Annotated in this window: 24 protein-coding genes; 19 read left to right on the forward strand and 5 right to left on the reverse strand. The window is 65.5% G+C overall.

All coding sequences use genetic code 11. The annotated features are described in order from the left end of the window. Position 1 precedes the first annotated feature (1 nt). The 14 genes from C0V78_RS13955 to C0V78_RS14020 all read left to right on the forward strand — a co-directional run bounded on the left by C0V78_RS13955 (position 2) and on the right by C0V78_RS14020 (position 15,066). On the forward strand, positions 2-463 hold the full coding sequence (locus C0V78_RS13955; RefSeq protein ID WP_173843454.1) for a FixH family protein: 462 nt from the start codon (positions 2-4) through the stop codon (positions 461-463). Next, entirely contained in the window at positions 460-2,583 is a 2,124-nt protein-coding gene (locus tag C0V78_RS13960) for a heavy metal translocating P-type ATPase (protein ID WP_101798527.1), read from the forward strand. The genes C0V78_RS13955 and C0V78_RS13960 overlap by 4 nt, the downstream gene beginning before the upstream one ends. Further along, positions 2,580-2,732: a cbb3-type cytochrome oxidase assembly protein CcoS gene (gene ccoS / locus C0V78_RS13965; protein WP_101798528.1), complete on the forward strand. Its 153-nt coding sequence runs from the start codon at positions 2,580-2,582 to the stop codon at positions 2,730-2,732. The genes C0V78_RS13960 and ccoS overlap by 4 nt, the downstream gene beginning before the upstream one ends. Continuing rightward, a complete protein-coding gene (locus C0V78_RS13970) occupies positions 2,729-2,974 on the forward strand; it encodes a hypothetical protein (RefSeq protein ID WP_101798529.1) in 246 nt (81 codons plus the stop codon). The genes ccoS and C0V78_RS13970 overlap by 4 nt, the downstream gene beginning before the upstream one ends. A 33-nt stretch (positions 2,975-3,007) precedes the next feature. Next, on the forward strand, positions 3,008-4,321 hold the full coding sequence (gene hemN / locus C0V78_RS13975; protein WP_101798530.1) for an oxygen-independent coproporphyrinogen III oxidase: 1,314 nt from the start codon (positions 3,008-3,010) through the stop codon (positions 4,319-4,321). Positions 4,322-4,686: 365 nt separating this feature from the next. Continuing rightward, positions 4,687-5,835 (forward strand): cell wall hydrolase, encoded by a 1,149-nt coding sequence (locus C0V78_RS13980; RefSeq protein ID WP_254049956.1) that lies wholly within the window; start codon positions 4,687-4,689, stop codon positions 5,833-5,835. 104 nt (positions 5,836-5,939) lie between these two features. Continuing rightward, positions 5,940-6,263 carry a hypothetical protein gene (locus tag C0V78_RS13985; protein ID WP_101798531.1) on the forward strand — a complete coding sequence of 108 codons (324 nt, stop codon included), beginning with the start codon at positions 5,940-5,942 and terminating at the stop codon, positions 6,261-6,263. A 308-nt stretch (positions 6,264-6,571) separates the two neighbouring features. Next, positions 6,572-7,531, forward strand: a complete 960-nt coding sequence (mdh, locus tag C0V78_RS13990; RefSeq protein WP_101798662.1) for a malate dehydrogenase — start codon at positions 6,572-6,574, stop codon at positions 7,529-7,531. Between the two features lie 64 nt (positions 7,532-7,595). Beyond that, positions 7,596-8,486 carry a succinate--CoA ligase subunit alpha gene (gene sucD / locus C0V78_RS13995; protein WP_101798532.1) on the forward strand — a complete coding sequence of 297 codons (891 nt, stop codon included), beginning with the start codon at positions 7,596-7,598 and terminating at the stop codon, positions 8,484-8,486. A 124-nt stretch (positions 8,487-8,610) separates the two neighbouring features. Beyond that, positions 8,611-11,436 carry a 2-oxoglutarate dehydrogenase E1 component gene (locus tag C0V78_RS14000; protein WP_101798533.1) on the forward strand — a complete coding sequence of 942 codons (2,826 nt, stop codon included), beginning with the start codon at positions 8,611-8,613 and terminating at the stop codon, positions 11,434-11,436. A 9-nt stretch (positions 11,437-11,445) separates the two neighbouring features. Then, positions 11,446-12,657, forward strand: a complete 1,212-nt coding sequence (odhB, locus tag C0V78_RS14005) for a 2-oxoglutarate dehydrogenase complex dihydrolipoyllysine-residue succinyltransferase (protein WP_101798534.1) — start codon at positions 11,446-11,448, stop codon at positions 12,655-12,657. A gap of 10 nt (positions 12,658-12,667) precedes the next feature. Beyond that, the gene (lpdA, locus tag C0V78_RS14010) at positions 12,668-14,074 is read left to right on the forward strand and encodes a dihydrolipoyl dehydrogenase (protein WP_101798535.1); all 1,407 of its coding nucleotides are present in this window, start codon (positions 12,668-12,670) and stop codon (positions 14,072-14,074) included. A 112-nt stretch (positions 14,075-14,186) separates the two neighbouring features. Continuing rightward, positions 14,187-14,399 (forward strand): hypothetical protein, encoded by a 213-nt coding sequence (locus C0V78_RS14015; protein ID WP_101798536.1) that lies wholly within the window; start codon positions 14,187-14,189, stop codon positions 14,397-14,399. Between the two features lie 4 nt (positions 14,400-14,403). Then, positions 14,404-15,066, forward strand: coding sequence for a hypothetical protein (locus C0V78_RS14020; RefSeq protein ID WP_101798537.1), 663 nt, complete (start codon positions 14,404-14,406; stop codon positions 15,064-15,066). On the opposite strand, the gene C0V78_RS14025 is transcribed toward C0V78_RS14020, so the two are convergent. Continuing rightward, positions 15,067-16,380, reverse strand: a complete 1,314-nt coding sequence (locus C0V78_RS14025) for a cytochrome P450 (protein WP_101798538.1) — start codon at positions 16,378-16,380, stop codon at positions 15,067-15,069. A gap of 124 nt (positions 16,381-16,504) precedes the next feature. On the opposite strand from C0V78_RS14025, the gene C0V78_RS14030 reads away from it, so the two are divergent. After that, a complete protein-coding gene (locus tag C0V78_RS14030) occupies positions 16,505-16,987 on the forward strand; it encodes a hypothetical protein (protein ID WP_101798539.1) in 483 nt (160 codons plus the stop codon). Then, entirely contained in the window at positions 16,984-17,625 is a 642-nt protein-coding gene (locus C0V78_RS14035; protein WP_101798540.1) for a trimeric intracellular cation channel family protein, read from the forward strand. Before C0V78_RS14030 ends, C0V78_RS14035 begins: the two co-directional genes overlap by 4 nt. Here C0V78_RS14035 and C0V78_RS14040 read toward each other — a convergent pair whose 3' ends face one another. The 4 genes from C0V78_RS14040 to C0V78_RS14055 form a co-directional block, all read right to left on the reverse strand. After that, the gene (locus C0V78_RS14040) at positions 17,626-18,240 is read right to left on the reverse strand and encodes a hypothetical protein (RefSeq protein WP_254049957.1); all 615 of its coding nucleotides are present in this window, start codon (positions 18,238-18,240) and stop codon (positions 17,626-17,628) included. Between the two features lie 127 nt (positions 18,241-18,367). After that, positions 18,368-18,544, reverse strand: coding sequence for a DUF1508 domain-containing protein (locus C0V78_RS14045; RefSeq protein WP_101798541.1), 177 nt, complete (start codon positions 18,542-18,544; stop codon positions 18,368-18,370). A gap of 62 nt (positions 18,545-18,606) precedes the next feature. Beyond that, positions 18,607-19,695 (reverse strand): FAD-binding oxidoreductase, encoded by a 1,089-nt coding sequence (locus C0V78_RS14050; RefSeq protein ID WP_101798542.1) that lies wholly within the window; start codon positions 19,693-19,695, stop codon positions 18,607-18,609. Between the two features lie 7 nt (positions 19,696-19,702). Beyond that, the gene (locus tag C0V78_RS14055) at positions 19,703-20,665 is read right to left on the reverse strand and encodes an alpha/beta hydrolase (RefSeq protein ID WP_101798543.1); all 963 of its coding nucleotides are present in this window, start codon (positions 20,663-20,665) and stop codon (positions 19,703-19,705) included. Between the two features lie 109 nt (positions 20,666-20,774). Between C0V78_RS14055 and C0V78_RS14060 the strand changes: the two genes are divergently transcribed. From C0V78_RS14060 to C0V78_RS14070, 3 genes are all read left to right on the forward strand, one after another. Next, positions 20,775-21,263 (forward strand): prepilin peptidase, encoded by a 489-nt coding sequence (locus tag C0V78_RS14060; protein WP_101798544.1) that lies wholly within the window; start codon positions 20,775-20,777, stop codon positions 21,261-21,263. Positions 21,264-21,334: 71 nt separating this feature from the next. Continuing rightward, positions 21,335-22,369, forward strand: coding sequence for a Flp pilus assembly protein CpaB (gene cpaB / locus C0V78_RS14065; protein WP_101798545.1), 1,035 nt, complete (start codon positions 21,335-21,337; stop codon positions 22,367-22,369). Positions 22,370-22,372: 3 nt separating this feature from the next. Next, a complete protein-coding gene (locus C0V78_RS14070; protein WP_254049958.1) occupies positions 22,373-23,959 on the forward strand; it encodes a type II and III secretion system protein family protein in 1,587 nt (528 codons plus the stop codon). The last annotated feature ends 12 nt before the right edge of the window (positions 23,960-23,971 follow it).

Below are 23,971 nucleotides of genomic sequence, written 5' to 3' on the forward strand. Positions count from 1 at the left end.
CATGAGCAAGGCCAGCCCCCGGCCTTTCACAGGCTACCACATGGCAGCGATCCTGATCGCCTTCTTCGGCGTCATCATCGTGGTCAACTTCACCATGGCTCGGCTCGCGATGAAGAGCTTTGGCGGCACGGTGGTCGATAACTCCTATGTCGCCAGCCAGAAGTTCAACACCTGGCTGGACGAAGCAGAAAAGGAAAAGGCGCTGGGCTGGAAGGCCCGCGCCAGCCGCCTGCCCGACAACCGCCTGGCCATCACGCTTGAGGGCGTGTCCGCCGCAGAGGTCACACTCACCGCCCATGCCCGCCATCCGCTTGGCCTGGAACAATCGCAGGACTTCACCTTCGAACGCGCAGCCGATGGAAGCTACACCAGCCGCGAAAAGCTCGCCGCCGGGCGCTGGCGCGTGCGGCTTGAAGTGACCGCGCAGGGCCAGCGCTTCCGCACCGAGCAGGACGTGCGATGAACGCCCCTGCCCGCGACCTTGCCCCCGACACGCTGACGGAGACGGTGCTTGTCGTGCCCGGCATGCATTGTGCCGGCTGCATGGCCAAGGTCGAGGGCTCGCTTGGTGCGATCGAGGGCGTCGCCTCGGCGCGGGTAAACCTCACGGCGCGGCAGGTACGCGTAAGCCACGACCAGACGGTCGATACCCCTCGGCTGGTTTCCGCCCTTGCCGCAACCGGCTTCGCCAGCCAGCCGCGCGAGGAAGACATGGCGCCGCCGCCGTCCGCCGCGCGTGCGCTGTTCGCCCCCCTTGCTGTCGCCGCCTTCGGCGCGATGAACGTGATGCAGTTGTCCGTCGGCGTCTGGTACGGTGCCGAGGGCGCAACGCGCGACATGTTCCACCTGATTTCGGCGCTGATCGGGGTTCCGGCGATCGCCTATTCCGGCCTGCCGTTCTTCCGTTCGGCCTGGGGCGCGGTGAAGCACTGGCGCACCAACATGGATGTGCCGATCACCATCGGCGTCACCCTTGCCACGGCTCTCAGCCTCTACGAAACCTTCACCAGCGGCCACCATGCCTGGTTCGATGGCGTGCTGATGCTGCTGTTCTTCCTTCTGGCCGGACGCACGCTCGACGCCATGATGCGCGATCGCGCCCGCGCCGGCGTCGATGCCCTGCTGCGCCAGGCTGCGCCCGGTGCGATGGTCGTCGGCCGGTCCGGCACCGTCGAATGGCTGCCCTCTCGCGATCTTGTGCCCGGCATGGTCATGCGCGTGGCCGCCGGTGAACGTCTCGCAGCGGACGGCGTCATATCCGCTGGCTCCAGCCGCTTCGACAAGTCGCTCCTCACCGGTGAAAGCGCCCCCATCCCCGCCAGCGAAGGTGCGGAAGTGCTGGCCGGAACGCTGAACCTCGATGCCCCGGTGGACGTGAAGGTCAGCCGCGCGGGCAAGGGCACGGCGCTGGCGGAAATTGCGCGCCTGATGGAAGCGGCAGGCCAGTCGCGCTCTGCCTATGTCCGCATCGCCGATCGCGCATCGAAGCTTTACGCCCCGTCGGTCCACACGCTTGCTCTCGTCAGCGGACTTGCCTGGCTGGCGCTTGGTGCCGGCTGGCACCAGTCGCTGGTCATTGCCATCTCCGTCCTGATCATCACCTGTCCTTGCGCCATTGGCCTCGCCGTTCCCGTGGCCCAGGTCGTCGCCTCGGGCGCGCTGATGAAAAAGGGCGTGATGGTGAAGGACGCCTCCGCGCTCGAACGCATGAGCCAGGTGACCCGCGCCCTGCTCGACAAGACCGGAACGCTCACGCTCGGCCGTCCCGTGCCCGATGAACGAGCCCTTGCCGCCCTGTCGCCCCAGGCAGCGGGAATCGCCCTTGCCCTCGCATCGAACAGCGCCCACCCGCTCAGCCGCGCGCTTGCAGAAGCGCTGGCCAAGGCCGGTGTCGTCGCCTCCCCGATTGAAGGCGCCAGCGAAAAGCCGGGCTTCGGCGTGTCCGCAACGGTAAACGGCAAGGCCGTTTCGCTGCGCCGTCCCGATGCCAGCACCTCGATGGCCACGGCGCTGGATATCGAAGGCGAGCCGGTGCGGCTAATCACCTTCGCCGATGCGCTGCGCCCCGATGCGGTGGAAGCGCTGGCCCGCCTGAAAGCCATGGGTATCGAAAGCTCGATCCTCTCGGGCGACAATGCCGCCGCCGTTTCCACCGTCGCGCGTGAAGTGGGGCTGACCGCCGAGTGCGCCGCAACCCCGGCCAGCAAGCAGCAAGCCATCGAGCGGCTTCAGGCGAGCGGGCACAAGGTGCTGATGGCCGGCGATGGACTGAACGACGGCCCCGCGCTCGCTGCCGCGCACGCCTCGATCGCACCGGGTTCGGCAAGCGATGTCGGCAGGCAGGCAAGCGACATGGTTTTCCTCGGCGATTCGCTGCTTGCCCTTCCCCGGGCAATCGCGGCGGCGCGGCGCACGATGTCGGTCGTGCGCCAGAATTTCGTCCTCGCCATCGGCTACAACGTGCTCGCGGTGCCGCTCGCCATGGGCGGCTACCTCACCCCGTTGATGGCTGCTGTCGCCATGTCGACCAGCTCGGTCATCGTCGTGGCCAATTCCCTCAGGCTGGTAAGGGCCGCAAGATGAACTCGATTGCCCTCCTCATCCCGCTCGCGCTCGTCATGGGCAGCATGGGGCTGTTCGCCTTCTTCTGGTCGCTGAAGCGCGGCCAGTTCGATGACATGGAAGGCTCGGCCAACCGCATCCTCATCGACGATGAGGGCCCGGCGCAGTGAACCAGGCATTCGCGATTTTTGCACTGGTTGCACTGGGACCGGCTGCCTTCAGCACCGGGCCTGCGGCGGCATCGGCCGGGCTCGTCGTGCCGATCTGTGCCGGTGCCAATTCACAGCGCACCATCGAGCTGCCGATCCCCGGCGGACCGGCGCGCAGCCAGGAAAGCCCCTGCTGCGCCAAGGGGTGCCATTCCAGCGGCAGCCGCAAGAAGCCGATGCGGCAATTTGACCCGACGCAATGAAACTCTCCGGTTTCACGGCAAGATAGTCGCATCATGTGGCCCTACCATCCTGACCTGCTGGCAACTCCCGTGCCCCGCTACACGTCCTACCCGACGGCGGCGGAGTTTGACGGCTCTGTTGGCGAGAAGGACCAGCTGGCCGCACTGGCGCAGGTATCGGGAGCGGTTTCGCTCTACCTGCACATCCCCTTCTGCGAGCAGATCTGCTGGTATTGCGGCTGCAACACGGCGGCGGCGAACAAGCGCAGCCGGCTAGAAGCCTATCTCGATGCGCTGCACCACGATATCGCGCTGACCGGCGCCAAACTGGGCAAGCGCGGGGAAATCCGCCGCATTGCCTTTGGCGGCGGCAGCCCCAACGCCTTGCAGCCGACCGACTTTGTCCGTCTTGCCGATGCGCTGACAGTGCACATGCCGCTGGAATCGCCCGAATGGTCGGTGGAAATCGATCCGCGGCACCTCACCTCTGCCTGGGTTTCCGTGCTGGCGGTGATCGGCGTTACCAAGGCCAGCCTTGGTGTGCAGACCTTCTCGCCGCGCCTGCAGCAGGCCATCGGGCGCGTGCAGCCCGATGAGGAGATCGAACGGGCAACCGCCCTTCTCCGCCGCGGCGGCATCACGTCGCTGAACTTCGACCTGATGTATGGCCTGCCCGGGCAGACGATGGAGGATCTCGAGGCGACGCTGGCTCGCACGGTCGAGCTTGGGGCAGATCGGGTGGCGCTGTTCGGCTATGCCCATGTGCCGCACATGATCCCGCGCCAGAAGCGGATCGATGCCAGTGCCCTGCCCGGACAGGACGAGCGCTTTGCCATGGCCGCCTTCGGCCACGAGTTCTTCACCCGCGCCGGCTATGTCCCGGTAGGCTTCGACCACTTTGCCCGGCCCGGCGATCCGATGGCCGAGGCGGTGCGCAACGGCACCCTGCGGCGCAATTTCCAGGGCTTCACCGAAGACCGGGCCGATTTCCTCGTTGGCCTGGGGGCAACCGCGATCAGCTGCTTCCCCGATGTCATCGTGCAGAACGAAAAGAACGCCGGAACCTATCGCTCGATCCTTTCGGAGGATCGCCTGCCGGGCGCTTTGGGCGTGCGCCGCGATGCGCAGGACCAAGCCCGCGCTGCCATCATCGAGGCGCTGCTCTGCCAGGGTCGGGCCAAAGTCGGCGGCGAACTGCTGGCCGATCTGCGCGAGGGGCTTCGCCCGTTCATCGAACGCGGCCTTGCGGCAATCGATGGCGAATGGCTGTCGATCACGCCGGCCGGCCTGCCCTATGCGCGGACCATTGCCGCGCGGTTCGACGTCTATCGCCAGGACAGCCTGCGCCGCTTCAGTTCCGCTGTCTGATCGGCTCGGAAGATCGCTGCAACCAATCCCGCCGGCGCCTTGCGCGCACAAAAAACGAGCGGCTGTTCACGTGTGACAGCCGCTCGAGGCGGGGAGAAAGCGGAAGCTCCGAAGAGCTTGCCCACCCCGCCTAGGACCCTGCCCGCCTGCTGACCTTGACCTGCGTCAAAGGTAACGAAAATTCGGCGGGAAATTTTGAGAACTGGTCATTTTTCCGCTGACCTGCCTCGTTCCGCCAGCAAGGTTCATTAACCGGTTTACCCTAGACTCGCCGGGTGTCCCCTTCCGGCACGGTGCGGATTCGGCACGTGCAAGCAAGGGGTGCTGCGGTTTACGCGCAAGCGCGTAACGGGTGCGAGGAAACGATGTTCGCCACCATGCCGGTCCATGCCGAACTTCGGCCGCGCGATTTCGCCGCGCGGCTTGGTCGGCGCGCGCCCGGCATCGGCGCCCGCCAACGCCGGCAGCACGTGGGCAAGCGGGCGGCGGTCCTTCTGGCGGCAGTCGCCTTCCCGGCCATCGCCGCGCCGGGCGAGTGGACGAACTTCGCCATCGGCAATGCCGGGCGCGCCGAGGTCCAGCTTGAACCCATGCCCTTCGAACGCACCGGCGACAGCTTTCCCGGTTCGGCCTTCTACTATCTTGCACCGGACGAGCCGACCAGGCCGCTCGATACCGGGGCGCAGTGGGACTATGAAAACGGGCAGACGCCAGTCGATCCCTTCGGCGGTCCCACGGCGCGGTCCATGCGGGTGACCGGCAGCGAGATGGACCGGCAGCGGGCGCTGACCTGCCTGACCCAGGCGATCTATTACGAGGCCGCCAGCGAACCGGATGCCGGGCAGCGCGCCGTGGCGCAAGTGGTGCTCAACCGGGTGGCCCATCCATCCTATCCGAATACGGTCTGCGGCGTGGTGTTCCAGGGTTCGGAGCGGACCACGGGCTGCCAGTTCTCGTTCACCTGCGATGGCGCGCTCAATCGCGTGCCGCACCGCATGTTCTGGCTGCGGGCAGAGAGCGTCGCCCGTGCCGCACTATCGGGCTATGTCTATGCCCCGGTCGGGCTGGCGACGCATTATCACACCATTGCGGTCAATCCCTATTGGGCGCCCAAGCTGCATTACCTGGGCACCATCGGCGCGCACCGGTTCTACAAGTTCAATGGGCCTGCCGGCACACCGGGGGCGTTCCGCACCGCCTATGTTGGCGGCGAACCCCTCCCCGCGCCGAACCCGCGCAGTTCGATCCCCGCCAGCAAGGCCGATCCGGCAGTCGATCCGCTGCTGATCCAGAAAGCTTACGAACAGGGCCTCAAGAACGCCCAGACCAGCGTAGTGCCCACCGCGCAGGGCGGACTTGCCCCCGCGCGACCGGCACCTGCCCCCAGCTATGCCCCCGAAGTGCAGGCACGCGGCGGAGACCGGCTCTATCGCGGCGAGAAACTTCCGGATTCCCAGGGCATCCGGCCCGAATACCAGAACTCGGGCCAGTGGATTGCCCAGCCCGGCACCTGAGCTGGCGAGAGTAAACACGTGTAAACCATAGGCGTAGAGGAAGCCTTTTCGCGCTTGGCCTATCACGGCTGCAGAGACAAACAGCCGAGCCTGCCGAACCACACATGCCCCTGCACTTCGCCGCTTCCCGCACCGGTAACGACGCCATCCTTGCCCGCATGTTCGAGCGCAAGGGGCCAAGCCGGGCCGCCAATGACAACGGCCGCCCCATCGGTGATCTGATGGCCGATCCGCAGGTGCTGCGTTCCACGCTGCTTCACTTCGCGCGGCACGGACTGGCCGCAGCCGACGTTGCCCGCAACGAGGCCGTGGCCGCGTTTGCCGCCAATGACGAGCAGAACGGCCGGCACTGGCTGGCGATCTGTCGCCAGCTTGATCGGCGCATGGCGCGCCGTCTGGAAAGCCAGGTCGCGCAGCTGCAGGCCTGAACCTCCGGCCACTGCCGGCAGAATTCCACCCTCCGTTTCAGCCGTAAGCCCCGGGCCGTGCAGTCCGGGCCTTGCGCTGCGATGCTTCAGCACGGCTGGTTTCGAAAGACTGGGTCAGGCTTGCCTGGGCCCTTATTGCAACTGCTTCGCATTTGCATAAAAATCCCGTATTCTGGCCATTTCCTGACTTGCAATCCCTCACGCAGGGGCCTAGGGCACTCGGCGTAAACCGGGCCACCGTCATGCCAGCGGGACTAGTGCGGCACGCCCTTTATCGCGAGATTCTCCCGCAACAGGGAATGCAATACATGGCTCGCAAGAAGATTGCCCTCATTGGCGCCGGCAACATCGGCGGCACGCTTGCCCATCTGGCAGCTCAGAAGGAACTGGGCGACGTCGTCCTGTTCGACATTGCCGAGGGCGTGCCCCAGGGCAAGGCTCTTGACCTGCTGCAGTGCGGCCCGGTCGAAGGCTTCGACGTCAACGTCACCGGCTCGAACGACTATGCCGACATCAAGGGTGCGGACGTTGTCATCGTCACCGCCGGCGTCCCCCGGAAGCCGGGCATGAGCCGCGACGACCTGCTGGGCATCAACCTCAAGGTGATGAAGGCTGTTGGCGAAGGCATCAAGAACAACTGCCCCGACGCTTTCGTGATCTGCATCACCAACCCGCTCGACGCGATGGTCTGGGCGCTGCGCGAATTCTCCGGCCTGCCGCACAACAAGGTGGTCGGCATGGCCGGCGTGCTCGATTCGGCCCGCTTCTCGACCTTCCTCGCGCAGGAATTCGGCGTTTCGGTGCGTGACGTTTCCAGCTTCGTGCTTGGCGGCCATGGCGATACCATGGTGCCGGTTGCCCAGTACTCGACCGTCAAGGGCATCCCGGTTCCCGACCTCATCAAGATGGGCCGTTCCACGCAGGAACGCATCGACGCGATCATCAAGCGCACCGCGGTTGGCGGCGGCGAGATCGTCGGCCTGCTCGGCACCTCGGCGTTCTACGCCCCGGCCGCCAGCGCCATCGTCATGGCCGAAAGCTACCTGGGCGACCAGAAGCGCGTCCTGCCCTGCGCCGCCTATGTCGACGGCAAGTATGGCATCGACGGCCTCTATGTCGGCGTGCCGGTGATCATCGGTTCGGACGGCGTTGAACAGGTTGTCGAGATCGAGCTGGACGATGCCGCCAAGGCCGGCCTCCAGGTTTCGATCGACGCGGTCAAGGAACTGGTCGGCGCCTGCAAGGGCATCGACGGCAGCCTCGCCTGATCACGAGCGGGGGGCGAAAGCCCCCCTCTCTTTTTCCCACTTCCCTCCCCGGAGCGCGATTTCGATGTCCATTCTCGTCAACAAGAACACCAAGGTCATCACGCAGGGCATGACCGGTTCGACCGGCTCGTTCCACACTGAAGCGGCACTGGCCTATGGCACGCAGATGGTTGCCGGCGTCACGCCGGGCAAGGGCGGCACCACGCACCTCAACCTGCCGCAGTTCGATACCGTGGCCGAAGCCAAGGCCGTCACCGGCGCGACCGCATCGTGCATCTACGTTCCGCCTCCGGGCGCAGCCGATGCCATCCTTGAAGCGATCGATGCCGAGATGGAACTGATCGTCTGCATCACCGAGGGTATTCCGGTGCTCGACATGGTTCGCGTCAAGCGCGCGCTGTCCGGCTCCAGGTCGCGCCTGATCGGGCCGAACTGCCCCGGCGTGCTGACCCCGAACGAGTGCAAGATCGGCATCATGCCGGGCAACATCTTCTCCAAGGGTTCGGTCGGCGTCGTCAGCCGCTCGGGCACGCTGACCTATGAAGCCGTGTTCCAGACCACCAACGCCGGCCTTGGCCAGACCACCGCGGTCGGCATCGGCGGCGACCCGGTGAACGGCACCAACTTCATCGACGTCCTCGAGATGTTCCTGGCCGACGACGAGACCAAGTCGATCATCATGATCGGCGAAATCGGTGGTTCGGCGGAAGAAGAAGCGGCGCAGTTCCTGGCAGACGAAGCCAAGCGCGGTCGCAAGAAGCCGATGGTCGGGTTCATTGCCGGTCGCACGGCGCCTCCGGGACGCCGCATGGGCCATGCCGGCGCCATCGTTTCGGGCGGCCAGGGCGGTGCGGAAGACAAGATCGCAGCGATGGAAGCAGCGGGCATCCGCGTTTCTCCCTCGCCCAGCGAGCTCGGCACGACCCTGGTCGAAGTGCTTAAGGAACTTGCCTGAGCCTTCGCTTCAGGCCGGAGCAAGCATAACCAGGGCATGAGCCGCTTTCCTCCCCGGGAGCGCCCTCGCCCTGAAAACACGGACTTGGAGCGGCCGGGCCAACCGGCTGCGCTGTAGGTGACTCATGGGTAACGAGAGCTACGATTTCTATCCGGCAGACCCGCAGCCCGGCCCCAGCTGGCAGCGGCGGTCATGGCCGCTTGTGGGCGGAGCGTCGGAAGACGATCTGACCCAGGCGCTCGACCCCATGAGCCTGAAGACAGCGATCAAGGCCTCAACGGCCAAGGCCGGTGCCGCGCTGGACGAGCGCGCGCTCGAGGCCGCCGCTTCGGACACGATCCGCGCGGTCATGCTGATCCGCACCTACCGCGTGCGCGGGCACCTCGCGGCCAATCTCGACCCGCTGGGCATCGCCAAGCAGGAGATCCCGGCAGACCTCGACCCGGCCTACCACGGCTTTACCGAGGCCGATCTTGATCGTCGCGTCTACCTGGGCGGCTACCTCGGCCTCGAATGGGGCACGGTGCGCGAAATCGTCGATACGCTGCGCCGCAACTACTGCGGCAAGGTGGGCCTTGAATACATGCACATCTCGGACGTGGAGGAACGCCGTTTCCTCCAGGACCGGATGGAAGGCGCCGACAAGCACATCGAATTCTCGCCCGAAGGCAAGAAGGCGATCCTTTCCGCCGTGATCCGCGGCGAGCAGTACGAGCGCTTCCTTGGCAAGAAGTACGTCGGCACCAAGCGCTTCGGCCTTGATGGCGGCGAATCGATGATCCCGGCGCTGGAAGCCGTGATCAAGTACGGCGGCCAGCTGGGCGTGAAGGAAATCGTTTACGGCATGGCCCATCGCGGCCGCCTGAACGTGCTCGCCAATGTCATGGCCAAGCCGTACAAGGTGATCTTCCACGAGTTCTCGGGCGGCACGGCCAATCCGGAAGACGTCGGCGGTTCGGGTGACGTCAAGTACCACCTCGGCACCAGCACCGACCGCGAGTTCGACGGGATCAAGGTGCACATGAGCCTGATGCCCAACCCCAGCCACCTTGAAACGGTGGACCCGGTGGTTCTGGGCAAGGTGCGCGCCTACCAGCGTTTCCGCGACGATATCGGCAAGGGCCGTCACAAGCAGGTCCTGCCGGTGCTGATCCACGGCGACGCCGCCTTTGCCGGTCAGGGCATCGTATGGGAGTGCTTCGGCTTTTCCGGCGTGAAGGGTTACAACACCGGCGGCTGCATCCACTTCATCATCAACAACCAGATCGGCTTCACCACCAGCCCGCAGTTCTCGCGCGGATCGCCCTATCCTTCGGACGTTGCGAAGGGCGTGATGGCGCCGATCATCCACGTGAACGGCGATGATCCGGAAGCGGTAACCTTCGCCTGCAAGCTGGCGATCGACTATCGCCAGGCCTTCGGTCGCGACATCGTGGTGGACATGTGGTGCTATCGCCGCTTCGGCCACAACGAAGGCGACGAGCCCGGCTTCACCCAGCCGCTGATGTACCAGCGCATCCGCCAGCATCCGCCGGTGAGCGAGCTTTACGCCAGCCGCCTGGTGAGCGAAGGCGTGATCGACGACGGCTTCGCGCCCGGCATCGTCAACGGCTTTACCGACCACCTCGAAAAGGAATTCGAGGCCGGCAAGACCTACAAGGCCAACGAGGCTGACTGGTTTGGCGGTCGCTGGTCGGGCTTCAACAAGCCGGTCGATCCCGAAACCGCGCGGCGCAACGTGCCGACCGGCATCGACGGCAAGCTGCTGGAAAGCCTTGGCCGCACCCTGACCACGGTTCCCGAAGGTCTGACGGTTCACAAGACGCTGGACCGCGTGCTGGAAGCCAAGCGCGAGATGTTCCGGTCCGGCACCGGCTTCGACTGGGCCACCGGCGAAGCACTGGCCTTCGGATCGCTGCTGTCGGAAGGCTATGCAGTGCGCCTCTCGGGCCAGGATTCGGGGCGCGGCACCTTCAGCCAGCGTCACGCGGTCTGGGTCGACCAGACCAACGAGGACAAGTACGTCCCGCTCAACACCGTGCCGCATGGCCACTTCGAAGTGCATGACAGCCCGCTTTCGGAATACGGCGTGCTGGGCTTCGAATACGGCTATGCCAGCGCCGACCCCAAGACGCTGGTGCTCTGGGAAGCCCAGTTCGGCGATTTCGCCAACGGTGCGCAGATCGTCATCGACCAGTATATCGCCAGCTCGGAAAGCAAGTGGTTGCGCGCCAACGGCCTCGTGATGCTGCTGCCGCACGGCTATGAAGGCCAGGGCCCGGAACACTCGTCCGCCCGGCTTGAACGCTATCTGCAGCTTTGCGCGCAGGACAACATGCAGGTGTGCAACATCACCACGCCGTCCAACTATTTCCACGCGCTGCGCCGCCAGATGCACCGGCCCTTCCGCAAGCCGCTGATCATCATGACGCCCAAGAGCCTGCTTCGCCACCCGCTGGCCAAGTCCGAGCTTGAGGACTTCATCGGCGAAAGCCACTTCCGCCGCATCATGTCTGACCGGACTCCGCCCGCCGATGACAAGATCAAGCGGCTGGTGCTGTGCTCGGGCAAGGTCGGCTACGACCTGATGGAAGCCCGCGATGCCGAAGGGCTGGACGATACCACCGTGCTGCGGCTCGAACAGCTCTACCCCTTCCCCGGGGAGCCGCTGGCCCTGCGCATTTCGCGCATGAAGAACCTCGAAGAGGTCGTCTGGTGCCAGGAAGAGCCAAAAAACAACGGCGCCTGGTTCTTCGTCGAACCGCTGATCGAGGAAGCGCTGGAGGCGGCGAAGTGCCGCATCACCCGCGCCCGCTATGCCGGCCGTTCGGCCAGCGCATCGCCCGCCACGGGTCTCGCCAAGCGCCATACCATGGAACAGGGCGCGCTCGTCGCCGATGCGCTGGGCCTGTCCGTCCGCAAGGAAATCCGCCGCCAGAAGAAGGCTTGAGGAAACACCATGTCCACCGAAGTCAAAGTTCCCGTCCTGGGCGAATCCGTTTCCGAGGCCACCATCGGCCAGTGGCTCAAGCAGCCCGGCGAGGCGGTCAAGGCAGACGAGCCCATTGCCAGCCTTGAAACCGACAAGGTCGCGATCGAGGTCATGGCACCGGTTGCCGGCGTCATGGGCGCACAGCTTGCCAAGGAAGGCGACAACGTCTCGGTCGGCGCGTTGATCGCAACCATCGAGGAAGGCAGCGGCGCTGCCGCAGCGGCTGCACCTGCCGTCGCTCCGGTGCCTGCGCCTGCCGCCGCTCCGGCCGGTGAGCCGGCGGGCGATCCCGTCACTCTTTCTCCGGCGGTGCGCCGTGCCATTCTTGAGCACGGGATCGACCCGGCCAGCATCAAGGGCACCGGCAAGGACGGCCGCATCACCAAGGAAGACGTGATCGCCGCCGCCGCTGCAAAGGCCTCGGCCCCTGCCACCACCACCAGCGCCCCGGCTGCACCTGCCGCCGCCCCTGCCGGGGGCCGCAACGGGGAACGCGTCAAGATGACGCGCCTGCGCCAGACCATCGCCCGTCGCCTGAAGGAAGCGCAGGAAAATGCCGCGCTGCTTACCACCTTCAACGATGTCGACATGTCGGCCGTTATTGCCGCTCGCGACAAGTACAAGGACCTGTTCGAGAAGAAGCACGGCACGCGCCTTGGCTTCATGGGCTTCTTCGCCAAGGCAGCCTGCCTGGCGCTGAAGGACGTGCCTGCCGTCAACGCCTACATCGAAGGCGACGAAATCGTCTATCACGACTACGTCGACATCTCGGTCGCGGTTTCGGCACCCAACGGTCTCGTCACGCCGGTCGTGCGCGATTGCCAGGATCTGTCCTTCGCGGGCATCGAAAAGGCGATTGCCGATTATGGCAAGGCGGCCAAGGAAGGCACCCTGAAGCTGACCGACCTGCAGGGCGGCACCTTCACCATTTCCAACGGCGGCGTCTTCGGCTCGCTGATGTCCACCCCGATCATCAACCCGCCGCAGTCGGCCGTGCTCGGCCTGCACCGCATCGAAGACCGCGCGGTTGTCCGCAATGGCGAGATCGTCATCCGCCCGATGATGTACATCGCCCTGTCCTATGACCACCGCATCATCGACGGACGCGAAGCCGTGACCGCGCTGAAGATCATCAAGGAAGCGATCGAGGATCCCACCCGCCTCCTGATCGACCTGTAAGGAGCCGACCATGGCTGACCAGACCTACGATTATGACGTGATCTTCATCGGCGCCGGTCCCGGCGGCTATGTCGGCGCGATCCGCGCGGCGCAGCTGGGGCTGAAGACCGCTTGCGTGGAAAGCCGCGAAACGCTTGGCGGAACCTGCCTCAACGTTGGCTGCATTCCGTCGAAGGCGCTGCTGCACGGCTCCGAAAAGTTCGAGGAAGCCGCCAACGGCTCGCTCGCCCGCTATGGCGTCAAGCTCGGCAAGGTCGAACTCGATCTTGCCGCACTCCAGGCAGACAAGGCGGAAGCTGTCAAAGGGCTCACCGGCGGCATCGAATTCCTGTTCAAGAAGAACAAGGTCGATTGGCTGAAGGGCAATGGCGCATTCAAGGATGCGCATACCATCACGGTTGCCGGCAAGGATTACACCGCCCGCGAAGTGGTGATCGCGACCGGTTCGAGCGTTACCCCGCTGCCGGGCGTGGATGTCGACAACGACAAGGGCGTGATCGTCGATTCCACCGGCGCATTGGCGCTTGCCAAGGTGCCGCAGCACCTCGTGGTGATCGGCGGCGGCGTTATCGGGCTGGAGCTTGGCTCGGTATGGCGTCGTCTCGGTGCCAAGGTGACCGTGGTCGAATTCCTCGACCAGCTGCTTCCGGGCATGGACGGCGATATCCGCAAGGAAGCCGCCAAGGTGTTCAAGAAGCAGGGCATGGAGCTGAAGCTGGGCACCAAGGTCACGGGCGCCGTGGTCAAGGGCAAGAAGGCAACGCTGACGCTGGAACCGGCCAAGGGCGGTGCCGCCGAAACGCTGGAAGCGGACTGCGTGCTTGTCGCCATCGGCCGTCGCCCGAACGTGGCGGGCCTTAACATCGAGGCGATCGGCCTGCAGCTCAACGCGCGCGGCCAGATCGATACCGGCCACGATTTCCGCACCAGCGTCGGCGGCGTGCGTGCAATCGGCGATGTCATTCCCGGTCCCATGCTCGCCCACAAGGCCGAGGACGAAGGCATTGCCGTGGCGGAATACATCGCCACCGGCACCGGCATCGTCAATCATGCGGTCATCCCGGGCGTGGTCTACACCATGCCCGAATTCGCCGGCGTCGGCCTGACCGAGGAAGCCGCCCGCGAACAGGGTGAGATCAAGGTCGGCAAGTTCCCGATGCTGGCCAACAGCCGCGCCAAGACCAATCACGAGCCCGATGGCTTCGTGAAGGTGATCGCCGATGCCCGCACCGATCGCGTGCTGGGCGTGTGGTGCATCGCTTCGGTGGCAGGCACGATGATCGCGCAGGCGGCACAGGCCATGGAATTCGGCGCCACGTCGGAAGACATTGCCTATACCTGCCACGCCCATCCGACCCATTCGGAAGCGGTCAAGGAAGCCGCCATGGCCGTGACCGGCAAACCGATCCACATCTGAGACCTTTTCGCCATTGCGAGGGCGCGTGCGCCATGGCAATCCGGCGCCTTAACCGGCGGCCGGGTCGCCCCAGCGCGCCTGCAATGGCTCAGCCGATTAAGAAGGAAATCCCATGTCCAGCACCGTTTCTCTGAAGCTCAACCAGGATGAGCTCGAAATCCTCGTCGATGCTCTCGAAGCGGACATGGAAGGCTACCTCGAAGCCGCCAAGGAAGCCCGCGGCCGCAACAATGCGCGCGAGGAGGTCGAAACCTTCAACGAGGCAGCGGAACGCATTCAGGCCGTGCTGAACAAGGTTCAGGCCCTGGTCGAAGACGAAGACTGAAACCATGATGCGCCGCTTCGCCCGCTGGCACATCTGGCTGGGGTGGATCGTCGCAATTCCTGTCCTGCTCTGGCTTGCCAGCGGCCTGTTCATGGCCGCCCGGCCGATCGAGGAAGTGCGCGGAGAGCACCTGCGCAGGCCTGCCGTGCCGGTCGATGCCGCAGGGCTTGTCGCGCCGCGTGCAACCGGGAGCATCGCCAGGATCGCCCTTGTCGACCAGGCGGGACGTCCGGTCTGGACGGTCACAACTGCTGACAAGTCCGTGCAGCGTTTCGATGCCCGCAGCGGAGCACGGCTTGGCCCGGTGGACGAGGCAGAGGCCCGGCGCATCGCCTCGTCGACCTATGCCGGAAAGCACGCCCTGCTGGGGATCAGCGCTTTCGCCGCAGACGCCGCTCCGCTCGAACTGCGCCGCCCGCGTCCATCTTGGCAGGCCAGCTTCGCGGATGGCACGAACCTTTACATCGACGCGCAGAGTGGCGAGGTGCTGGCGCTGCGCACCCGCTGGTGGCGCGCCTATGACCTGCTTTGGGGCCTGCACATCATGGACCTCGAAGGCCGGGAAAACGCGCACAACCCCTGGGTATGGACGTTGGGCAGCACGGCGCTGGCAACCTCGTTGCTGGGCGCGATCCTGCTGTTCCGCCGGCGTCGCCGCGCCAAGTGATCAGCCGGGCAGCGGATCGAATTCCAGGTGCAGTTCGGCCAGTGCGTTGAGCACATAGGTCGGTTCGTGGCGGAAGCGGCGCGCGCCTTCGGGGCCGTGATGCGCTTCTGAAAGCCGGATATTGCCCATCCGGGCCAGCAGGCGCTCAAGGCTCACCGTCACCTCGCGGCGCGCCAGCGGGGCTCCGATGCAGGTATGGGCGCCACGTCCGAAGGCCAGGTGCTCCTTCAATTTGGGGCGGTCCATGCGGAATTCGTCCGGGCTTTCCCAACGGCGGGGATCGCGGTTTCCGGCCATCGGCGAATACATCATCACCGTGCCGGCCTTGATCTCAACGCCGCCCAGCGTCGTCGTCTTCTGGCAGATGCGCCCGCCGCTTTTCACTGCACCGTCGAGCCGCAGGCACTCCTCGATGAAGTCGGGGATCTTCTTCGGGTCGTCACGCAACGCCTGCTGCACGTCTGGCCGTTCGGCGATGACCTTCAGGCAGGCGCAAAGCAGGCGGTTGGTCGTGTCCTGGCCGGCACCGAATAGGAAGGCAGACAGCGCGGTAATGTCAACCAGACCCGGCTTGGCCCCATCGGGGAAGCGGGCAGTCGCCACGTCATTCAGCACGTCGTCCCGCTTGCCGAGCAGGCGGGCAAAGGGTGCCATCAGCGGATGGTTAGCCAGCCGCCGACGGGCAAGGATCTTGAACAGGTCCTTGCCCAACGCCACGAGCGGGTTCTGCATCATTTCTTCGCGCGTTGCGCCGATCTTCACCGGAACCGTCCCTTCCAGAAGCTTGCGGAACCGGTTGCGCACATCATCGGGCAGGCCCAGCACGTCGGCGATCACCAGCGTGGCATAGGGACCGCCGTATTGCGTGGCGACCTCCACCTTGCCGTCGGCGACCCATTCCTCGATCAGGCTGTCGGCCGTTTCACGCAGCCCCGGCTCCAGTTCGCGCAGGCGGCTGGGCGTGAAAAGGCGGGCCAGGATCGAGCGCAGGTCGGCATGGCGTTTTCCCTGCTGCGAAGTGATCTGGTCGGAGAATTCGATCTTGCTGCGCGCCGCCTCCAGCTCGGCGGTAATGTCGTCCCCGGCGGGCTCAAAGGGAAGCTTCACTTCCGCGCCGATCACGGAATTGATCGTGCTGAAATGCTCCGTATCGAGCGCAAGCTGGATCGTCTCGTCAAAGCCGGTCACGGCGTAGACGTTGCGCCCGGGCAGCTTGGTCACCGGCCCCTGCGCGCGCAGCCAGTGGAAGTATTCGTGCGTTTCCTCGACCAGTTCGGCGTCGGTGTAAAAATCGACCTTGGCGAAATCGCGCACCGGCCTTCTCCCGTTATGATATAGTGTGGATCATTAAGCCCAGCATCCTCGCGATTGTCAATCGCCGTGGGGGCATGTTCAAGCGCCGGCTAGGAATCAGCCGGCCTTGCGCTATGCTTGCGGCATGCGAACCTGCCTCTTCGCCCTGTCGCTCGCCCCCGCAGTCCCGGCTCTTGCGGCGGACGGCCCGCCGGACCAGTCGCTCGCCATGTTCGACCGGCTGGCCGGCAAGTGCTTCGTTGCTTCGATCGGCCCGGGCGCGAGCGACACCCATTGTTTCGAAAAGGTCTTCGGCGGCAAGCACGTCCGCGACCGGCATGTTGTGACGATCGACGGCAAGGCTGCCTATCGCGGCGAGACCATCTACAGCCATGCCGCTGCCGAGGTGGAATTCACCTATATCAACTCGCTTGGCGGGGTGGGCCAAGGCAAGGCCCGGGCAACAGCCTCCGGCATCGACTTCACCGGATCGATGCGCGCTGCACCGGCCAATGATCCGCAATCGATGGACAGCAAGTGGCTCTGGCAACCTAGCGGCGGCTACCAGGCGTCAGACAGCGCCGGAAAGCCGGTCACCTTCCGCCCGGTTCCGGCGAAGCGGCGATGACAGCTCCCGATTTCCCTCTCGCCTCGATCCCGGCAGCGCTCGACCTTGCCGGCATAGCCGTGTTTGCCCTCACCGGAGCGCTGCTTGCCGCACAACTGCGCCAGACCTTCGTGACCGTGGCCTTCTTTGCGTTGGTAACCGGCGTTGGCGGCGGATCAGTGCGCGATCTGCTGATCGGGGCGCCCGTCTTCTGGATTCATGACCCCTGGGTTGCACCGGTGTGCCTGGGAACGGCGCTGCTTGCCTGGTTCACCCCCACGCACTGGTGGGAAGGCGAATTGCTCGACTGGGCCGATGCGGCGGGCCTCGCCGCCTATTCGGTGATCGGCACCGCCAAGTCGCTCGCCTTTGGCGTCCCCATGGTTCCCGCCGTGCTGATGGGGATTATCACCGGCTGCGTCGGCGGGGTTATCCGCGACGTGCTTGCCGGGCGCCCCTCGATCCTGATGCGGCCGGAACTCTACGTGACGGCGGCAGCGCTCTCCGCAACGCTGGCAGCGGCGATATCCTCGCTCGATCGCCATTTCGCCTGGTCCGTGGCCATGGCCGCAGGCTTTACCCTGCGCGGGGCGGCAATCCGCAAAAAACTGGCGCTGCCCGCCTATGGCAGCAGGCAGCGCCATCGAGGGACGGACTGATCAGTTGCGCAGGGGTTGCGCGGTTTCGACCGAGAACCCGCGAATACGGCCGGATCCATCGACCGAGCAATTCCACGGCGAGCCGTTGCTGGTGCGCCCTTCGACGCGCCAGCCTTCGCCATCCCGGTTGACGGCATCGACGGTATCGACCCTGCTGGTGCCACGCTCCACCTCGGCAACACAGCCGTCCACTGCGCTGTCCAGAGAGCGCGAACGGCCCCAGTCCTGAGGGGTATCTTCGCGCCGGTCGTCACCATAACGCCAGCCATCGTCATCGCGGCGGTCGCGATCATCACGCTCGCGCTCACGCTTGTCCTTGCTGCTCTTGCTGGCGGCAGAAGCGATCGCGGCGATCGTGCCGATCACCAGCACGCCGGCCAGAACATCGCCGGCACTGACGCCATCATCGTGACGATAACGGCGACCCCAGCCTTCGTTCCAGCCACGACCCCAACCACCCCAGCCGCGATTCTGTGCGACATCGGCGGGCAGGCTGCCAGCCGCTGGTGTACCGTGGCGGGCGTGATGCACAGGCGCGGCGGCAAAGGCCGGCGTCGCCATCATGGTGAAGGCCGCCAGCGTAGCGGCGATAGTGCCGAAAGACCGGTTGTTCATGGGCATTCCCCTAAATCGCGCGCATTGGCCTCAGCCCCGCACCTTGCGGAACCCGATCCGGCTTGCGCGCGAACCTGACTTGCGGGCTAGGGTCAGCCGGCTTTCACGCGGCTGAACGCCGATGAGGTCAGCTCTTGTCTTCGACCGGAGCGCCGGGGCCGTTCTTCTTCATGGATTCGATTGCGTTCTGCGCGCTGGCCTTGCTGGCATAGCCTTCGGTCCAGAACATCGTTTCATTGTTGTAGCAGAAGTAGGCGACGAACTCGCCGGCCTTGTTCTTGCGGATTTCGAAGCGGTGAGCCATGGTTTGCGTCCCTTTCCGGCTGGTTTTCCCGGCAATGAGATTAGCGCACAAACCACGGTTTTCTAGCGGAATCTTCCCGGCGAATAAGGCTGGGGGTCAACCGGACTGTTGCCGCTCCCGGTGATCAGGGAAGCCGCCAGCGCAGCCGCCGCCGGGGCCGTCTGGATGCCGAAACCGCCCTGTCCTGCGAACCAGAAGAAGCGCGGCTGCTGCTTGTCGAAGCCATAGACCGGCAGGCGATCGGGCGCGAAAGTGCGCAGCCCGGCCCACTTGTGCTCCACCCGTTCCACATTCCAGTTTACAACGTTTTGCATCCGCTCGATCGCTTCGGCAACCGCCAGCTCCTCCGGCGCAGCATCGCAAGGGGCGCTGGGCACTTCGTCATGCGGAGAGAGCCAAAGACGGCCAGCCTCGGGCTTGAAATAGAACTTCTCGTCAAGGTCCAGCACCAGGGGCAGGTCAACCGGCGGTTCGGGTGCGGTACGCAGCTGTGCGATGGTCCGGCGGAACGGGGTGAAGCCCAGCGGGCCAACACCCGCCAGTTGCGCCACGCCATCGGCCCAGGCCCCCGCTGCGTTGACCAGCAGGCCGGCACGCAACTCGCGGCCGTCCTCGCAGGCCACAAGCCAGCCATCGCCATCCGGCGCGGCATTTGCCAGCCGGGCCCGCGTCCACAGTTCGGCCCCCGCGCGGCGGGTGGCCGCCAGGTAATCCTGGTGCAGGCGGGCCACGTCGATATCGCTGCAATCGGGCTCAAGCGCGCCGACCGACCATTCGGGCAAGAGGCCGGGCAAGCGCGCCTCAAGTCCGGCCCGATCGAGCCGCTCGACGGCTACTCCAAGCCCCGCGAATTCGTCGGCGAAGGTATCGAGCCGCGCTTCGGCACCCTTGCGGGCAATGGTCAGCGCCCCGCGCTCATGTAGGTAACCGCCCGAGCGCAGGGCATCGCCGGAGGCCGCAGTCAGCGGGTAGACCCCTGGGCCGCCATAGCTCTCGGTCCAGAACGCGGCCGAACGGCCGGTGGCGTGATAGCCCGGCTGGCCCTCGGCCTCGATCAGCACAATGCGGCTGCCGCTGTCCGCCAGCGCGGCGGCAAGGCTTGCACCGGCCATTCCGGCGCCGACAATGGCAATATCGAACCGGGGAATCATTTGCGCGCTAGTTCCGCTTCGGGGCCTTGCGGTCAAGGAAATCGTCGATGGCCGCAAGCGCGCGGTCTCGCACGCCATCTGCCTCGCGCAGGATTTCGTGGCGGGCCTCCTTGCCGAACATCAGCATTTCGCAGGCGGGAAGCCGCCGGGCGGCGAGGCGGATGGCATCGGCGCTGACGAGCTTGTCCTCCGAAGTGGCGACGATGAACACCGGGGTCCCGACCGCTTCAAGCCGGCCGGCTGCGAACATCAGGCGGGCAGAGGCATAGGCCCGCTCGACCCAGCCCCATGAGCCCGGCCCCATCACCAGTTCGGGGCGCTGTTCGCGCCAGACCATCTCATCCTCATAGCGGCGGGCATCGTGGGTGAGCAGCACGTCCCGCCCTTCCGGTACCTGTCCCGGCTTCTCGCTCCACTTCCATGCAGGCCGGCGGCGATCGCCCAGCGCGCACATCAAGCGCGCGGCGACGTGAAGCACGGGCAAAGGCAAGCCATAGGTGTGGAAGCCCAGCATCGGGGCAGAAAGCACCATGGCATCGGGATCGACCCTTCGTTCCACCAGCGCGCGCAGCACGATATGCCCGCCCATCGAATGCGCGGCGAGCACGTGCGGACCGGGCGTGGAGGCTTTCCAGTCCTCCCACAGGGCGGCAAGGTCATCCACCCACTGAACGAAATCGCCGACGTGGCCGGTCACGGCATCGGAACCGAGCCGGCCCGAACCGGCCTGCCCGCGCCAGTCCGCACTGGTTACCCGCCAGCCACGGGAATTCCAGTAGGCCAGGGCCTCAAGGTACTTCTCGTAAAAGTCGCCACGGCCAGGCAGGAAGAGGATCGAGCCCCGGCACGGCTGCGGTGCCGGCCAGTCGATCCGGCGGATCGCGTGGCCATCTGGCGCAATCCAGCGGGATTCCGTGGCTCCGGCGGGGATTGTGCGTCCGTCGAATGGTTGCCGGGATGCTTCGCTCACCTCGTATGCATCCCTAATTCCAGCCTCAGCGCTCTGGTTACTATTTGGTAATCACTGACGTCTAGACCCGCCGATTGAACACAGGGGTTCAAATTCCGGGGGGCGTGCCTTGCGCAGCGAAATCCTTTCCTATGGGCTGATTGGCGCCTTGGCAATCGCGCTGCTGGTTGCTGCCTTCACCGACATCAAGCGCCGCCAGATCGATAACTGGCTGAACGCCGCAGTGGCCCTTGCTGCCCCGCTCTACTGGTGGGCAAGCGGGCTTTCGCTGTGGCCGGGCGTAGGCATCCAGCTGGGCCTGGCACTGGCTACGTTCGTTCTCACTGCCGGCCTCTTCGCCATGCGGATGATGGGCGGCGGCGATGTCAAGCTGCTGACCGCGCTGGCCCTCTGGGTGCTGCCTTCGCACTTCCTGTTCCTCGTGATCGTCATGGCGCTGCTCGGCGGCGTGCTGACCATCATGATCGCCGCCTGGCGGATGGCCCTGCGCAAGCAGGGCAAGGCCGCCATCCCTTACGGCATCGCGATTGCGAGCGCCGGCCTGCTCACCCTCGTGGACAAGAGCCTGCCGATGCTGGCGGCGCATCCGGCAGGGTGAACCTGTTTTTAACCAATTGGAACCATTCTTAGGAACGTATCCGGGAATTCCCAAGGGGGCCTTGAAAAGCCATGGACAAGAAGAAACTCCTGCTGCTGGTTGGCGCACTGGTCATCGCGATCGGTACGGCGCTGGCCGCCCGTAGCCTGTTCGCCGGCGCATCCGCGCCCAAGGCGGAAGCCGCCCAGCAGGCGGTGCCGCAAGGCCCCAAGGTGCTCGTCGCCCAGCGGGCGCTGCCGGTCGGCACGATCATCACGGCCGATTCGATCAGCTTCCAGCTGTGGCCCAAGGACATGGTCCAGGATGCCTATTTCGTCGAAGGCGAGGCGGACATGGCCAAGCTGCTCGGCACGGTGGTGCGTTATCCGGTCACGGCCGGCCAGCCGGTCACCCAGGGCGCTCTGGTCAAGCCGGGCGACCGCGGCTTCCTCGCTGCGGCTCTCGGGCCGGGCATGCGCGCCATCACGATCAACGTTTCGGCCCGTACTGGCGTTGCCGGCTTCATCTTCCCGGGCGACCACATCGACCTGATGCTCACCCAGACGGTGCGCGGCGATGGCGGTGAAGGCCAGGCGCTGAAGGCCACCGAAACGATCCTCAAGAACCTGCGCGTGCTCGCCACCGACCAGGCCACCGACAGCGAAGTTGTCGACGGCAAGACCGTGGTTCGTGAATTCCGCACCGTCACGCTCGAAGTGACGCCCAAGATCGCCGAAAAGATCGCCGTTGCCGAAACCATCGGCACGCTGAGCCTGGCGCTGCGCTCGATCGCCGACAACCAGGCCGAGCTGGAACGCCTCGTCGCCAGCGGCGCGGTCAAGGTGCCCACCGGCGCCAGCAAGGAAGAGGAAGAACGCATCCTCACCGCCGCGATGAACCGCCCCGACGAAAGCAAGGGTTCGTTCTCGACCGGTGGCGACGTCTCGCGCTTCCAGCGTTCGTCGATGCCGACCAGCCGCGCCGACATGGCCAAGCAGATCGTCACCGCCGCAGTCAACGCTGCCGGACCGCGCAATGCGGCTGCAGGCAACCCCTTCGTCAAGGTCGGCCCGGTTGTCCGTGTCACCCGCGGCAAGGTGACCACCGAAGAAGAGGTCGGGAAGTAAGCCATGACCAGCAACGCAATCCGCAAATCCGCCGCGCTTTCGAGGGGCAAGACCATGAAACGCCTGTTCATCACCCTGCTGACTGCCACCTGCGTCTCGGTACCGCTGGCCTTCGCGCCCGCCGGCACCGTCCAGGCCCAGTCGGTGACCCGCGCGGCTCAGGATGTCGCACTCTCCATCGGTCGTGGCCAGCTGATCAACGTTCCCGGTCGCATGGCAGACGTTTTCGTCGCCGATGACAAGGTCGCCGATGTTCAGGTGAAGTCGCCCAACCAGCTCTATGTTTTCGGCAAGGGCGGCGGCACCACCACGGTCTATGCCAGCAACTCCGCGGGCCAGATCGTCTGGTCGGCCAATGTCCGGGTCAGCTCGAACCTCGACTCGGTGGACCAGATGCTCCACCTCGCCATGCCGGACGCCAAGATCGGCGTTTCCACGCTGGGCACGAACACGGTCCTGCTGACCGGCACGGTTGCTGCGCCCGAGGATGCGGCCGAGGCCAAGCGCCTGGTCGAAGCCTTCATGGGCAAGGAATCGAACGTCATCACCCGCCTGAAGACGGCCACTCCGCTTCAGGTCAACCTGCAGGTCCGCTTTGCCGAAGTCAGCCGCTCGCTGGTTCGCGCAATCGGCGGCAACCTGCTCTCGAACGACAGCACCAGCGGCTTCAAGTTCGGCGTGGCCAGCGGTCGCGGCAATGCGATCGAGATCACCCCGCCGGTGGCTGCTACGCCGACGACTCCGGGCGTGCCCGGCAAGGTGACGTTCAACGGCCTTTCCGGCAAGACGACCATCGGCGGCTTCGGCAAGTTCCTCGGCCTCGATCTTGGTGCCGCTTTCGACCTTGCAGAACGCGATGGCCTGATCACCACGCTTGCCAGCCCCAACCTGACCGCGCTTTCGGGCGAAACCGCCGACTTCCTGGCCGGTGGCGAATACCCGATCCCGATCAGTCAGGGCCTGGGCACCACGACGGTGGAATACAAGCGCTTCGGCGTCAGCCTAGCCTATACGCCGACGGTCCTTGCGAACGGTCGCATCTCGATCCGCGTCCGTCCGGAAGTGTCGGAGCTGTCGTCGGAAGGCGCCGTCACGCTTAACGGCTTCCAGATCCCCGCCCTGACGATCCGCCGCGCGGAAACCACCGTGGAACTCGGTTCGGGCCAGAGCTTCATGATCGCCGGCCTGATGAGCAACAATGCCCAGTCGACCATCGACAAGGCCCCCGGCGTGGGTGACATCCCGATCCTGGGTTCGCTGTTCCGCTCCAACGAGTTCCGCAAGGGCCAGAGCGAGCTGGTGATCGTGGTCACGCCGTACCTGGTGAACCCGGTCAACGCGAACGAGATCAAGCTGCCGACCGACGGCTTCCAGGCCGCCAACCTTGGCCAGCAGATCTTCGGCAACATCCAGTCGGACGGCAAGACCGGCGGTGACCGGCCCAAGCCGACGACCGTTCCCGATGCCAACGTCGCCCCCAAGGTCGGCGAGCTTCTGGAACCCGAAACCCCGGCCAAGCCTGCCAAGAAGGGCAAGCCCAAGACCGCCGCCGCGGGCGATGAGACGCGCCCCGGATTTTCGCTGAATTGAGGAAGGTGAGAC

Source organism: Novosphingobium sp. TH158, from assembly GCF_002855555.1.
Taxonomy (GTDB): Bacteria; Pseudomonadota; Alphaproteobacteria; order Sphingomonadales; family Sphingomonadaceae; genus Novosphingobium.